A 13,992-nucleotide genomic window follows, 5' to 3' on the forward strand; every position below is an offset into this window, starting at 1 on the left:
CTCCGACGGCACATTTTCCCGTCCGCGGGTCATAGTGGTCGGACCACCTTGGTGATTAGACTGCGACGCACCCGGTGAGTGGAGGAGTGGCGTGGAGGAGACAGCCCCGAACAAGGGCACCGTGACGCAGCGCGCCATCGAGCAGATCAAGGGGATGATCACCGAGGGCCGGCTGGAGCCTGGCCAGCGCCTGCCGACGGAACGCGACCTGGCGGCGCAGCTCGGCATCTCCCGCAGCTCGATGCGGGAGGCGATCCGCGCACTCACCGTCCTCGGGGTGCTGGAGGCCCGGCACGGTTCGGGCATCTACGTCACGCAACTCCAGGCGGGGGACCTTCTGGAGACCTTCGGCGTGGTGGCCGACCTCTCGCGTGGACCACGCCTGGTCGAGCTGCTGGAGGTGCGCCGCATCCTGGAGTCGACGGCGACCGCGCTCGCGGCGGCCCGCATCACGGACGACCAGCTCGCCGAGGTGGAGAAGCACTTGACGGCGATGAACGCGACGGACGACCCGGAGGAGATCCTCGCGCACGACCTCGCCTTCCACCGCGAGATCGCGGCCGCCGCGGGCAACGAGACGATGGCGGCGATCCTGGAGGGCCTCTCCTCCCGCACGTTCCGCGCCCGTGTCTGGCGCGGCTACCAGGAGGAGGGCGCCTTCGCCCGCACCCGCCGCGAACACGCGGCGATCCACCGCGCCCTGGTCGCCCACGATCCCGAGGCGGCACGGGCGGCGGCCGCCGCACACGTGGGCGAGGTGGAGGAGTGGCTGCGGGCCCAGCTCACGCCGTAGGGGGCACGAGCTGGGCCCGCGCGTGCGTCACGCGCGCCGCAGCCGCAGCGTCACCAGTTCGAACGGGCGCAGGCGCAGCGTGACTCGGTCGCCCTCATGTCGCGGTGCGGGCGCGTCCGTCAGCGGTCGCTCCAGCAGGTCCGTCGCCGCGACGGCCGCGACCTCGAAGCCCGCGGTGAGCGTGGCCTTCGTACGGCCGCCGCGGGACTCGTGGAAGCGTACGACCACGTCACCGCTGCCGTCGTCGGCGAGCTTCACCGCTGTCACTACGACCGCGTCCTCCGCCACGGTCACCAGCGGCGCCACCTCGCTGCCGCCGGCCAGCCGGCGCTCCGGCACATTGATGCGCCAGCCCTCGCGCACCGCGTCCCCGATCGTCGCTCCCGGCACCAGCGCGTGCCGGAAGCGGTGGATGCCCTGGTCGGTCTCCGGGTCGGGGAAGCGGGGGGCGCGCAGCAGCGACGCGCGGACCGTGGTGGTCGTCCCGGAATCCGTCTCCCGTACCGTACGCGTCACGTCGTGGCCGTACGTCGAGTCGTTCACCACCGCCACTCCCCAGCCCGGCTCCTCCATGTGCAGGAAACGGTGGTTGCACGCCTCGAACTTGGCTGCCTCCCAGGACGTGTTGGTGTGCGTCGGCCGGTGGAAGTGCCCGAACTGCGTCTCGGACGCATAGCGTTCGGCGTGCACGTCCAGCGGGAATGCCAGCTTCAGGAACTTCTCCGTCTCGTGCCAGTCGACCTCCGTGTCGATCTCCAGCCGCCGCTCCCCCGCTGCCAGCGACAGCACCTGGGTGACGCGCGACGCGCCGAAGGACCGCACGACACGCACCGACACGCCGTCCTCACCGGGCACGACCTCCTCGGCGTCCGTCAGGTCCGTCACCGTGTTCCGGTAGAACGCGTCCACGTCCCACGCGTCCCACATGTTCGGGAAGTCGGGGTGGAGCTGGAGCAGGTTCGCGGCGCGTCCCGGTGCGATCGTCTCGCGGTCGGCGTCGAGGTCGTACGCGGAGACGACCAGTCCCCGGGCGTCGATCTCCACCCGCAGCCGTCCGTTGTGCAGCACGAAACCGCCGTCGGCGCGTTCGGTGAGCGACACCTCGTCCGCGACGGCCGGGATGCCCGCGCCGCCCGCCGCGATCCCGGCGCGGCCGTGCGGCGCCGCGTTGAACACCAGCGGCACGGTCCCCTCGCCTGCGAGCGCCCGCTGCGCCGCCTCGATGATGCCGTTCAGCTCGCCGGTGATCCGCTCGTACGTCGCCCGGGCCTCCCGGTGCACCCACGCGATCGACGAGCCGGGCAGGATGTCGTGGAACTGGTGGAGCAGCACCGTCTTCCAGATGCGGTCCAACTCCTCGTACGGGTAAGGGAACCCGGCCCGTACGGCCGCCGTGGCCGCCCACAGTTCCGCCTCCCGCAGCAGGTGTTCACTGCGCCGGTTGCCCTGCTTGGTCTTCGCCTGGCTCGTCAGCGTGGCGCGGTGCAGTTCCAGGTACAGCTCGCCGACCCAGACGGGCGGGTGGGGATACTCCTCCTCCGCCTTCTTGAAGAACTCCTCCGGTGTCTCCCACACCACCGTCGCGGAGCCCTCCAGGTTCTTGAGGCGCGCCGCCTTGGCGACCATCTCCCGCGTCGTGCCACCACCTCCGTCGCCCCAACCGGTCGGCGCGAGCGAGTGCCTGGCCACCCCCTTGTCCTTGAAGTTGCGTGCCGCGTGGGCGATTTCACTGCCCTTCATCGAGCAGTTGTACGTGTCGACGGGCGGGAAGTGGGTGAAGATCCGCGTGCCGTCGATGCCCTCCCACAGGAAGGTGTGGTGCGGGAACTTGTTGGTCTGCGACCACGAGATCTTCTGGGTGAGCAGCCACTTGGCGCCCGCCGCCTTGATGATCTGCGGCAGCCCGGCGGCGAACCCGAACGTGTCGGGCAGCCATGCCTCGTCGTTCTCGATACCGAACTCGTCGAGGAAGAACCGCTTGCCGTGCACGAACTGACGGGCCATCGCCTCCGAGCCCGGCATGTTGGTGTCCGACTCCACCCACATGCCGCCCGTCGGCACGAACCGGCCCTCGGCCACCGCCTTCTTCACCCGCGCCCACACCTCGGGCCGGTGCTCCTTCACCCACGCCCACTGCTGGGCCTGCGACATGGCGAAGACGAACTCCGGCTCGTCCTCGATGAGCGCGGTCATGTTGGACGTCGTACGGGCCACCTTGCGCACCGTCTCGCGCAACGGCCACAGCCACGCCGAGTCGATGTGCGCGTGCCCGACGGCGCTGATGCGGTGGGCGGAGGGGGCGGCGGGCACCGCCAGCACTTCGGTCAGGTGCGCACGGGCCCGTTCCGCCGACCCGCCCACGTCCTGGAGATCGACCGCGTCCAGGGCCCGCTCCACCGCGCGCAGGATGTCCCAGCGCCGCGCCGACTCCACCGGCAGCTCGGCCATCAGCTCGCCGAGCACCTCCAGGTCGAGGACGAGCTGCCACACGGTCTCGTCGAAGACGGCGAGGTCCATGCGCTCCAGCCGGTACTGGGGTTCGCTGCCCGCGGTCTCCTTGTCGCCGAGCTGGGTGGGCAGGAAGGGGTGGTAGTCCAGGATGACCGGGTTGGACGCCGCCTCGATGCGCAGCTCCACCTGCTCGCCGCCCTCGACGGGGGAGCCGATCCGCACCCACTGGTTGCGCGGGTTGAGCCCCTTCACCGGGGTGCCGTCGGGGCGGTAGACCAGGCCCTCGCACTGGAACCCGGGCATGTTCTCGTCGAAGCCGAGGTCCAGCAGGGCCTCGACCGTCTTCCCGGCCCAGGACTCCGGGACGGTCCCGGTGACCCGGAACCAGCTGGTGCCCCACGGAGCACCCCAGCGCGCGCCCACCGCGAGCGGTTCGACCGGCGCGGCCAGCCCTTCGGCGACCGGCACGGGCTCGCCGGGCGCGTGCCACACCGCCACCTGAAGCGGCACGGACTCGGGGTACACGGCGGGGCGGATGCGCTCGTCGAGGACGCGCTTGAGGCGGGCTTCGACCAGGGTGCGGTCGTCATGCATGAGGTGCTCCGTGGGGTGAGGGTGCGGGGTGCCGGGTGTTACCAGGAGTGGGTGGTCGTGGCGGCGGTCGAGACGTTGTACAGCTCCCCGACCGCGCGCAGTTCGAACCGTGCGGCGCTCTCGCCCGGCTCGGCGGCGAGAGAGCCGGCGTAGTACGCCGACTAGCAGGTGCCGCCGAGGAAGCGGCGGGTGCCGCCGGGCAGGATCCGGTACAGCTCGTAGTGCCGTACGGGGCCGGGCGCGGCCGTCCAGGAGAAGCGCAGGTTGCCGCCGTCGGCGTCGGTGATGCTCAGGCCGGTGGGGGCGGCCGGGGTGGTGGCCGCGTCCCGTACCGCGAGTCCGCCGAGGCGCCAGCGCACCTGGCCGCCGCTGCCCGTGAGGCGTACGGACAGGGTGCGCAGGGTGCCGGACAGGCCGGTCAGCGGCACGGTCGTGGTCTGCCAGCCGTCGCCGGTGGCCACCGGGAAGTAGGTGTACGAGGGTGCCTTCCCGGGGGCGCTCGGCTCGGCGGTGGCGACCCCCAGCTCGACCCGCACGTCACCCGCGTCGACCCGATGGGTCAGCTCGACGACCGTCTCGGGGCCGATCGGCAGCCGGGTCGCGTACAGGTCCAGGGTGGCCGGCGCGTCGAGGGCGCCGGAGACCAGGAGGCTGCTTCCGCCGCGCCAGGCGTCCGCGAAGTCGAAGGCGACCGTGGGGCGCGTGCCGCTGGTGCGGACGACCCAGCGGCGCGACGGCAGCCGGTCCTGGAGACCGAGGTGGTTCCAGCCGGTGTCCGAGGTGGCCTCGCCGTTCTCGTACCACTTCAGTCCGTGCCCGGTGTTGAAGACGGTCGCGAACGGCAGGGCGTCGACGGTCGAGCGGTCGGCGACCGACACGGCCGGGGCGCGCCAGCTCGCCGTGGTGCTGGGCTTGGACGGGTCGAGGGAGGCGCCCGTCCAGAAGAGGTCGTCCGCCGCGTGGAAGTCGCCGGGCGTGCGGCTCGCGGGCAGGTGGTTACGGGTCCACTCGGGCCGGTAGAAGCCGATCGAGGTGACGTGTGCGGAGGTGGTCGGCACGATCGCGTCCCAGTTCACGGAGGTGCTGGTACCGCCCGATTCCACGTCCACACCCGCCCACAACTCGTAGCGGCTGCGGCGAAGTTGCTGGGCCAGCTTCCCGGAGGAGACAAGCGAGCTCTTCGACCAGCGGAAGTCGACGAACATGGAGTCGGCGGCCTGGAAGAAGGCCTGGTTCTGGCTGTTGAGCGCGCCCTGCCAACTGACCGTGCCGTTCACGGTCATCGCGTCGTACCAGGTGACGCGCAGCCCCTTCGCCGCGCTCAGCGCCTTCAGCTCCTTGACGAAGCCGAGCATGTCGGCGCCGAGCGCGCTGTCCCCGCCGCTGGTCTCGGCGTTGACGAACCAGCCGTCGAAGCCGTACGCGTCCGCGACCGCGACGAGTTGCGCGGCGAGCGGGTAGTGGCCCGCGCTGTCCTTCTGGACGAGGTCGCGCGTCCACTGGAGCTGTCCGCCGTAGGCGACGGGCGGCAGGAAGATGTTGCCGAGGACGGGGACGCCGTGGCGGTGCGCGGCGTCGACGATGGGGGCGTTGGGGGCGAGGATCAGGCCCTCGCCCGCCGATCCGCCCCAGAAGACCAGTTCGTCGACGTACGCCCAGTGCGTGAGGGCGTAGTAGTCGGCGGTCGGGGCACCCTGGGAGGGGTTGCCGGAGGTCGGCCCGAAGGAGACCAGCGACTGGATGCGGGCCTGGCCGGAGCGGGCCGTGGTGTTCGCGGGGGTCGGGGTGAAGCGGGCGGCAAGCGGCACGGAGGCGGCGTTGAACGTCAGGTCGGTGTCGGTACCGGCGCTCCAGGTCTTCAGGCTGCGCCAGGTGATGCCCGTGCCCGGGGTGCCGGAGGGCAGGGAGTCCGGGTACCAGTAGGAGGCGTACGGCTGGAGGTCGCGGGTCGCCGCCGAGGCGCCGGGCGCGGGCAGCACGGGGGTGAGCGCCGCCGCCGCTCCGGCGAGCAGGACCGTGCGTCTGCTGAGGTTCACTGTGTGCTCCGTTTCGTCTGGCTGGACGGTGTGGGGAGGGGCTACTCGGTGACCTGATCAGGGGTGACGACGTCGGTGATGCCACGGGCCGCGAGGTGGTCCTTGTCGTCGGCGCGGCTCGCGAGAACGGTGGTGGGGCGGGCCCCTTCGGCGGTCAGCCGGGCGAAGGCCTCGAAGACCGGGCCGCCGGGCGCGCAGACCGAGCGGCCGGGAGCGGTGTCGACGACCAGCGCGGTGGTGCGGGGGGCGGGCTCGTAGGGCCGCTGTTCCCCGATGATCCGGGCGAGGGTCTCGGCGGCGGGTTTGGGGCGCCGGTCGTTCGTCAACAGGCCCAGGCCGTATTCGAGTTGTGGGAAGTCGGCGAGGTCGCGGCTGACGTCGTGCGAGCACCACCAGGTCACGCCCCAGACGTCCGTGCAGTCGAGGGCGTTGGTGACGGTCGCCTCGGTGAAGGCGGCGGCGTGCTCCGCGGGGATCAGTGGGGAAGGGGCACCGACCTCCTGGAGCCAGACCGGGCGGTGGGGGTCGTCCGCCCAGGCCTTGGAGAGTTCGATGAGGTACGCGGCATGGTGCTCGGTGGCGGTGCCGGTGCGGCCGTGGCGCTGGGCGGTGCCGTTGAACACCCAGGAGTGCACGGCGGTGACGTCGCCGAGGCGGGCCGAGTGCTCGGGGGTGAAGGGCTGGTCGTCCTGGTACCAGGCGGCGTCGTAGGAGGCGTGCAGGTGCAGCTTGCCGGGGGCGCCATCGGCGCAGGCGGCGAGCAGCCGGGTCAGCCACTGCCCGGCCTGCTCGGAGGTGATGCGGTCGGGGTCGGGGTGCGGTCCGGCGGCGAACTGGTTGACCTCGTTGCCGATCGTCATGCCGATGAAGTTCGGCCGGTCGGCGAGTGCGGCGGCGAGGGTCCGCAGGTAGTCGGCCTCTCCCTCGACGACTTCCGGATCGGTGAAGATGTTGCGCCGGTGCCAGGTCTGCGTCCAGGCGGGCAGGAAGTCGAAGCTCGACAAGTGCCCTTGCAGCCCGTCCACGTTGACGTCGAGTCCGCGCTCGGCGGCCGCGTCCGCGAGGGCGACGAGCTGCTCGACGGCGCGCGGACGGATCAGGGTGCGGTTGGGCTGGAAGTAGGGCCACAGCGGGAAGACCCGGATGTGGTCCAGGCCCAGCGCGGCGATGGAGTCCAGGTCGGCGCGTACGGAGTCCGGATCGAAATCGAGCCAGTGGTGGAACCACCCTTCGCTCGGGGTGTAGTTGACGCCGAAGCGCACGGCACGGGGCATGCGGGAATTCCTTCGAACGGTGGAGCGCGTACGGGATTCAGCCCTTGACGGCGCCCTCGCCGACGCCGCGGAAGAAGTACCGCTGGAGGCAGGCGAAGAGGGCGATGAGCGGCGCCACCGCGATGATCGTGCCCGCGGCGACGAGGCGTTCGTCATTGGCGAAGGTGCCGTGCAGATAGTTGAGTCCGATGGTCAGGGTGAACTTCGACGGGTCGCTCAGCACGATCAGCGGCCACAGGAAGTCGTCCCAGGCACCCATGAACGCGAAGATCGCGACGACCGCCAGGGTGCCCTTCACGGACGGCAGCGCGATGCGCAGGAACCGCTGCCACACGTTGGCACCGTCGACGTAGGCGGCCTCCTCGATCTCGTAGGGCAGATTGAGGAAGGCGTTGCGCATCAGCAGCACGTTCATCGCGCCGATGCTGCCGGGCAGGACCACGCCGATCAGCGTGTTGTTGAGGCCGAGCTCCCGCATGGTGGTGAACTGGGCGATGATGATGCCCTCGACCGGGACGAGCATCGCCAGGATGAAGACGAGGGTGGCGACCCCGCGCCCCCGGTAGCGCAGCCGGGCGAGCGCGTAGCCCGCGAGGGCCGAACCGACGCAGTTCGTCACGACGTTGGCGCCGGCGACCTTGAGGGAGTTGAGGGCGTAGTCCCAGACGGGGATGGTGTCCGCGACGCGTGCGTAGTTGTGGAGCGTGGCGTCGCCGGGGAGGAACTTCGGCGGCGAGCTGAAGATGTCCTCGGTCGGGCCCTTGAGCGAGGTGGACAGCTGCCACAGGAACGGGCCGACGGTCAGGGCCAGGACGGCGAGCAGCAGCACGTACCGCAGGACGAGTTCCCATACGCGGACGCGGCGGCCGCGCTCGTCGGTGACCCTGGGTTTCCGTAGGACGGTGGGCGCCTGGGTGGGACGTACCCTCTCCTTCTCGACGACGCTCACGTGTCCTCCCTCCGGTCCGCGCGCAGCACGAGCAGCATCAGCGCGACGGTGACGACGAAGACGACGACCGAGATCGCGGAGGCGTAGCCGACGCGGCCGGTCAGGCCGGTGCCGGTGCGCTGGACGAGCATGACCAGGGTGGTGTCCTCGCCCGCGGGGCCGCCCGACGGACCGGCCATCAGGTACACCTCGGAGAACACCTTGAACGCGCCGACCGAGGAGAGCGCGGCGACCAGCACCATGGTGGAACGGACGGCGGGCACGGTGACCGTGAGGAAGCGGCGCACCGCGCCCGCGCCGTCCACGGCGGCGGCCTCGTGCAGCTCACGCGGCACATTGGCGAGCGCGGCCAGGTAGATGATCATGTAGTAGCCGAGGCCCCTCCAGACCGTGACGAGCATGGCGCTCACCAGGAGCAGCCACTGGTCGCTGAGGAAGCCGACCCGGCCGACGCCGATGGTCTCCAGCAGGGAGTTCACCAGTCCGCGTTCGTCCAGCAACCACACCCAGATCAGGCCCACCACGACGATGGAGGCGACCACCGGGGTGTAGAAGGCCGAGCGGAAGAACGTGATTCCGGGAATGTTCTTCTGCACGAGCAGGGCCAGCAGCAGCGGCAGGACGACGAGCACGGGAACGACTCCGGCGACGTACAGCGTGCTGTTGCGCAGGCCGATCCAGAACATGTCGTCGTGCAGCATCTCGCGGAAGTTCGCGAGGCCGACGAAGTGGCCCGGGATCAGGGTGCGGCGGTCGGTGAAGGCGTTCACCAGGGTGGAGACGAACGGGTAGAGGATGAAGACGCCGGTGACCAGCAGCCCGGGGGCGGCGAACAGCCAGGGGCTGCTGGGCAGCTGGCGCCGCACCCGGGACGCGACGGAAGTGGCCATGACCTCTCAGCCCTGCTGCTGAAGGAGCCGGTCGCAGGCCTTGACAGCGTTGTCGAGAGCCGCCTTGGGGCTCTCCTTGCCCTGCAACGCCTTGGCGACCTCGTTACGCAGCTCGGTCTTCATCTGCTCGCTGAACAGTACGGGCGTGTAGTTGACCGCGTTCTTCAGGGACTTGGCCGCGGCGATCCGCACCCGGGTCTCGTCCGTGCCGTCCTCCTTGGTGAAGTACGGGTCGTCGAGGGAGCCCGCGGTGCTCGGGAAGATGGCGACCTTCTTCGCGAACGACATCTGGTTCTGCGCGTCGGTCACGTAGTGCGCGAAGGCGACCGCGGCGGGCGTGTGCTTGGTGCGGGAATTGACCATCACGCCCATCACGTACATGTTGACGTGACCGGTGCTGGTGATCTGGTCGGTGATCCCGATGTTCTTGTACAGGTTGGGCGCCTGCTTCTTGAAGTTGCCGAGGTCCAGCGCGCTGCCCGGGTTCATGGCGACGGCCTCGGTGAGGAACTTCTTGCCGGTGGACTCGCCGGTCGCGGTCAGGGCCTGCGGGTCGAGTGCCTTGGCGTCGTACAGCTCCTTGTACTTGGTGAGGAGTTCGACCCCCTTGGCGTCATTGAAGGCGAAGCCGGTGCCCTGCTTGTTCATCAGCTCGGCGCCGTAGCGGCCGAAGTCCTCGATGGTCGGCACATTGCCGAGGGTGGCGACCTTGCCGTCGCTCTTCTTCGCCATCTGGAGGGCGTCGTCGAAGAGTTCGGCGTACGTCTTCGGGGGCGTGTCCGGGTCGAGTCCGGCCTTCTTGAAGAGGCTCTTGTTGTAGAACAGCGGGCCGGTGTTGAGGTACCAGGGGAAGGCGTACGTGCCGGTCATGCCCGGGATCTGGTGGCTCGCCCAGGCGCCGTCGAGGTACTCCGGCTTGTACTTGGCCGCCGCCTTGTCGAGGTCCAGGGCGAGTCCGGCCTTGGCGAGCGGGGCGACCAGGTCGGGCGAGACATTGACGACGTCGGGCAGGGTGCCGCCGGCCGCGTCCGCGCTGATCTTGTCGGCGTAGCCCTCGGCGGGCTGGTCGATCCACTTCACATGGGTGCCGGGGTACTTCTTCTCGAAGCCGGCGACCAGGCCGTCGAAGTAGTCCTTGAAGTTGGCGCGCAGGTTCCAGGTCTGGAAGGTGATGTCGCCCTCGACCTTGCCGGAGGCGTCCGTCGAGCCGCTGCCGTCGTCCGAGGAGCCGCAGGCGCTCAGCGGCAGGACGAGGGCGGCGACGGCGGCAGCGGCGAGTGCTCTACGGGGTATGGGCACGGTGACACGGCTCCCTTGCGGTGTCGGCGGCTGGTGACGGCAGCGACCTTGCCCGGCACGTTCGGGGAAAGTCAATGGATTCGCTCCAGCTAAAGAAATCCATCCATCATTAGTGCAGGTCAGACCGGGTGCCAACCAAAACTTGCCAGTCGTGACTAATGCGCTTTAGGGTTCTTGCACTCAAGCGCATTAGTCGACGACGCCACCCTGGTGAAGAAGTCGTGGAGAAAGGGGGGAGCAACGTGCCGGCCAAACGGTCCCCCGCACGCCGACCGACCATGAAGGACATCGCGCGTCGCGCCGGAGTCTCCGAGAGCGCCGTCTCCTTCGCGCTCAACGGCCGGCCCGGCGTCTCCGAGGTCACCCGCGACCGGGTACGCCGGGTCGCCGAGCAGCTGGGGTGGCGGCCGAGCACGGCGGCGCGCCAGCTGTCCGGCGAGGGCGCTGCCACGGTCGGTCTGGTGGTGGCGCGCCCGGCGGACACACTGGGCGTCGACTCCTTCTTCCTCCAGCTGATCTCCGGCATCCAGGAAGTGCTGGCGGAACGCCATCTGGGCCTGCTGTTCCAGGTGGTGGAGGACGTGGACGCGGAATGCGCGGTCTACCGGCGCTGGTGGGCCGAGCACCGGGTCGACGGGGTGCTGGTGGTGGACCCGCGCACGGACGATCCGCGTCCCGACCTGCTCGACGAGCTGGGCCTGCCCGCCGTGGTCATCGGCGGCGTGCCCGACGCGCGTCATCCCGGGCTGTCCACGGTCTGGGCGGACGACGCGGGCGCGATGGCCGCGGTCGTCGACCAGTTGTCGGCGCTGGGCCACCGCCGGATCGTGCACATCGCGGGCCTGCCGGGCCTCGCGCACACCGAGCGCCGTATCCGGACGCTGCGGGCCGAGGCCGAGCGGCGCGGGCTCGCCGAGGTGCGCTCGGTGACCACGGACTACTCGGACGCGGAGGGCGCCGCCGTCACGCGTCGCGTCCTGTCGCAGGGCACTCCCCCGACCGCGCTGGTCTACGACAACGACGTGATGGCCGTCGCCGGGGTCGCCGCGGCCGCCGAGCTGGGCTTCTCGGTGCCGGCCGACGTTTCGGTGGTCGCCTGGGAGGACTCGGCGCTGTGCCGCATGGTCAAGCCGTGGCTGTCCGCGCTCTCCCGCGACACCGTGGAGTTCGGCCGCACGGCGGCGAAGGAGCTGACGGCACTGCTGGACGGCGGCCCGGCGCGGACGGTGCGGGTGCCGGTTCCGCGGCTGATCGAGCGGGAGAGTACGGGGGTGGCGCGGGGCACATGACCCCGGTGCGCGGCCGCGGAAGTAGACCCCCCGTGCGCGGCCCTGGAAGAAGACCCCGTACGCGGCCTGGAAGAAGACCCCGTACGCGGCCTGGAAGAAGACCCCGTACGCGGCCTGGAAGTAAACGCCGTACGCGGCCCTGGAAGTTGCCGGCGGCAGTCCAACACGTCCGTGATGCCGGTGACATGGCACCATCAGACACTCGACGCGACGCCGCCGACAGGGCACAGTGCTCCTCGTACTGCTACTCGCCAGTACGTCCACGCATCGACCATGCCGAGCACCGACAGGGAGCGCCCGTGACCAGCTGGGTCGGCCGGACCGCCGCCGAGATCGCCGCCGCCGTACGCGAGAAACGGGCCACGCCCCACGAGGTGGTGGCCGAGCACCTCGCGCGGATCGAACGGCTCGACGCCCGCGTCGGCGCCTTCCGCCGGCTGCGCGCGGAAGCGGCACTGGCCGAGGCCGACGAGGTCGCGGACCGCGCGGACCTGGCCGACCTGCCGCTCGCCGGCGTCCCCGTGGCGGTCAAGGACAACCTGGCCGTACGCGGTGAGTCCACGCGCATCGGCTCGGCCTCGACCCCCGACACGGCCGCCGACCACGACCACGTCACGGTGGCGCGGCTGCGCGCGGCGGGCGCGGTCGTCGTGGGGCTGACGAACGTGCCCGAGCTGTGTGTCTTCGGCACCACGGAAGGCGTGCACGGAACCGCCCGCAACCCATGGGACATCTCCCGCACGGCGGGCGGCTCCTCGGGCGGCAGCGCGGCGGCGGTGGCCGCCGGCATGGTGCCGATCGCGCTCGGCAACGACGGGATGGGCTCGCTGCGCATCCCGGCGGCCAACTGCGGACTCGTCACCATCAAGCCCGGGTACGGCACGGTCCCGGCGGGCATCGGGAACGGCGACTGGTTCGGCATGTCGGAGAACGGCCCGCTCGCCACGACGGTCGAGGACGCTCGGCTGATGTTCGAGGTCCTGGCGGACCGGCGCGAGACGCGGGTACCGGAGTCCGCCGCCGAACGCAGGATCGCGCTCTCGGTGCGCAGCCCCCTGGTCGGCGTGAGCGTGAGCCGCCCCTACGCGGACGCGGCCCGTGAGGCGGCCGCGCTGCTCGCGCGGGCCGGTCACGAGGTGCGTCCGGCCGATCCGCCGTACCCCTGGTGGCTGGGCACGACGTCGCTCGCGCACTGGACGGCGGGCACGGCGGTCGACGCCGAGGGCCTCGACCACCGGCGGCTGGCCAGGCGCACCCGGGTCCACGCGACGCTGGGCCGCCGCTTCGTGAAGAACGTCCGGTCCGGTGACCGTCGCGAGCAGCTGCGCCGACGCCTGGAGCCGTTCTTCGCCGACCACGACGTGCTGCTCACCCCCGCCCTCGCCCGCCGCAGTCCGGCCGCCGGGCCCTGGCACGAGCGCGGCTGGCTGCGCAATGTGCTGGCCAACACGAACTACTCCCCCATGACCCCGCCGTGGAACCTCACCGGATGGCCGGCGATGTCGGTCCCGTTCGGCACGCTCCCGAGCGGCGCGCCCTGCGCCGTCCAGCTGGTGGGACGGCCCGGCTCGGAGGCGGCACTGCTGGAGGTGGCCGGCCAGTTGGAGGTGCTCCGGCCGTGGCAGCGCACGGCACCCCTGGGCTAGGTCCTGTCGTCAAACTCCCGTCGTCCGCCCGAAGGGCGGGCCCTGCGCCCGCCGCGATGGGGGTCCCCCTGCTCGAGCGAAGCCGAGAGCTTGGGGGAGGCTGATGTCGCTGTAGGTGCGTGCTCTGGGGGAGGGAGTTTGACGACAGGGCCTAGCTAGAGTCGGTCGGCCGGGAAGCCGGAAGCCACGGAGGGCCGGGAACCGCGCGACAGCCCGTCCTCGCCGCATTGCGCGCGTCCCCGGCCCGGGCCTCCCTGTCTCGGCGGCGCGAGCCTTCTCGGTGGTCTGCGCGAGCCTTCTCTGTGGTCTACGCGAGCCTTCTCGGTGGTCCGGATGGCGGGTCTCGGGCTAGATGTTGGGCCTCGCGGCACTGATGTCACCGAGTGCCGACCCCGGGTCCCGCTCGATAGCCAGGTCACCGAGGGAGACGATGCCCACCGGGTGCCCGCCTTCGACGACCGGGATACGGCGGACGTGGTGCTCGCGCATCAGCTGCACCGCCCGGTCGAGGTCCTCGTCGGGGCTGATGGTGATGAGATCGTCGCTGCACGCGCGGGCCACCGTGGTCTCCTCCGGGTCCGCGCCCTCCGCGAGCGCGCGCACCACGAGGTCGCGGTCGCTCACCAGGCCGCGCAACTCGTCACCCTCCGTCACCAGAACGGCTCCGATGTTCTGGTCGCGCATCACCTGGGCCACCGATTCGACCGAGGCCTGCGGTTCCACCGTCACGGGTTCCGCGGTCATGATGTCGCGGACATGCTGGACCATCAC

9 protein-coding genes and 1 pseudogene are annotated in these 13,992 nt (G+C 70.9%); 3 read left to right on the top strand and 7 right to left on the bottom strand.

What is annotated here, in order from left to right:
* Positions 1–91 precede the first annotated feature (91 nt).
* On the top strand, positions 92–793 hold the full coding sequence (locus Q2K21_RS19715; protein ID WP_310772728.1) for a FadR/GntR family transcriptional regulator: 702 nt from the start codon (positions 92–94) through the stop codon (positions 791–793).
* A gap of 27 nt (positions 794–820) precedes the next feature.
* On the opposite strand, the gene Q2K21_RS19720 is transcribed toward Q2K21_RS19715, so the two are convergent.
* From Q2K21_RS19720 to Q2K21_RS19745, 6 genes and pseudogenes are all read right to left on the bottom strand, one after another.
* Positions 821–3,838 (bottom strand): alpha-mannosidase, encoded by a 3,018-nt coding sequence (locus tag Q2K21_RS19720; RefSeq protein WP_310772730.1) that lies wholly within the window; start codon positions 3,836–3,838, stop codon positions 821–823.
* Positions 3,839–3,876: 38 nt separating this feature from the next.
* A pseudogene (locus Q2K21_RS19725) lies at positions 3,877–5,874 on the bottom strand (endo-beta-N-acetylglucosaminidase).
* A gap of 41 nt (positions 5,875–5,915) precedes the next feature.
* Positions 5,916–7,148 (bottom strand): glycoside hydrolase 5 family protein, encoded by a 1,233-nt coding sequence (locus Q2K21_RS19730; RefSeq protein ID WP_310772733.1) that lies wholly within the window; start codon positions 7,146–7,148, stop codon positions 5,916–5,918.
* 37 nt (positions 7,149–7,185) lie between these two features.
* Positions 7,186–8,097 carry a carbohydrate ABC transporter permease gene (locus tag Q2K21_RS19735; RefSeq protein WP_310772735.1) on the bottom strand — a complete coding sequence of 304 codons (912 nt, stop codon included), beginning with the start codon at positions 8,095–8,097 and terminating at the stop codon, positions 7,186–7,188.
* Positions 8,094–8,987 carry a carbohydrate ABC transporter permease gene (locus Q2K21_RS19740; protein ID WP_310772737.1) on the bottom strand — a complete coding sequence of 298 codons (894 nt, stop codon included), beginning with the start codon at positions 8,985–8,987 and terminating at the stop codon, positions 8,094–8,096. The genes Q2K21_RS19735 and Q2K21_RS19740 overlap by 4 nt, the downstream gene beginning before the upstream one ends.
* A 6-nt stretch (positions 8,988–8,993) precedes the next feature.
* Entirely contained in the window at positions 8,994–10,286 is a 1,293-nt protein-coding gene (locus Q2K21_RS19745) for an ABC transporter substrate-binding protein (RefSeq protein ID WP_310772738.1), read from the bottom strand.
* 242 nt (positions 10,287–10,528) lie between these two features.
* Between Q2K21_RS19745 and Q2K21_RS19750 the strand changes: the two genes are divergently transcribed.
* The gene (locus Q2K21_RS19750; RefSeq protein ID WP_310772739.1) at positions 10,529–11,575 is read left to right on the top strand and encodes a LacI family DNA-binding transcriptional regulator; all 1,047 of its coding nucleotides are present in this window, start codon (positions 10,529–10,531) and stop codon (positions 11,573–11,575) included.
* 299 nt (positions 11,576–11,874) lie between these two features.
* On the top strand, positions 11,875–13,221 hold the full coding sequence (locus tag Q2K21_RS19755; RefSeq protein WP_310772740.1) for an amidase: 1,347 nt from the start codon (positions 11,875–11,877) through the stop codon (positions 13,219–13,221).
* A gap of 348 nt (positions 13,222–13,569) precedes the next feature.
* On the opposite strand, the gene Q2K21_RS19760 is transcribed toward Q2K21_RS19755, so the two are convergent.
* Positions 13,570–13,989, bottom strand: coding sequence for a CBS domain-containing protein (locus Q2K21_RS19760; protein ID WP_310772741.1), 420 nt, complete (start codon positions 13,987–13,989; stop codon positions 13,570–13,572).
* Positions 13,990–13,992: the final 3 nt, after the last annotated feature.

The organism is Streptomyces sp. CGMCC 4.7035, assembly GCF_031583065.1.
In the GTDB taxonomy this organism is placed as follows: Bacteria; Actinomycetota; Actinomycetes; order Streptomycetales; family Streptomycetaceae; genus Streptomyces; species Streptomyces yaanensis.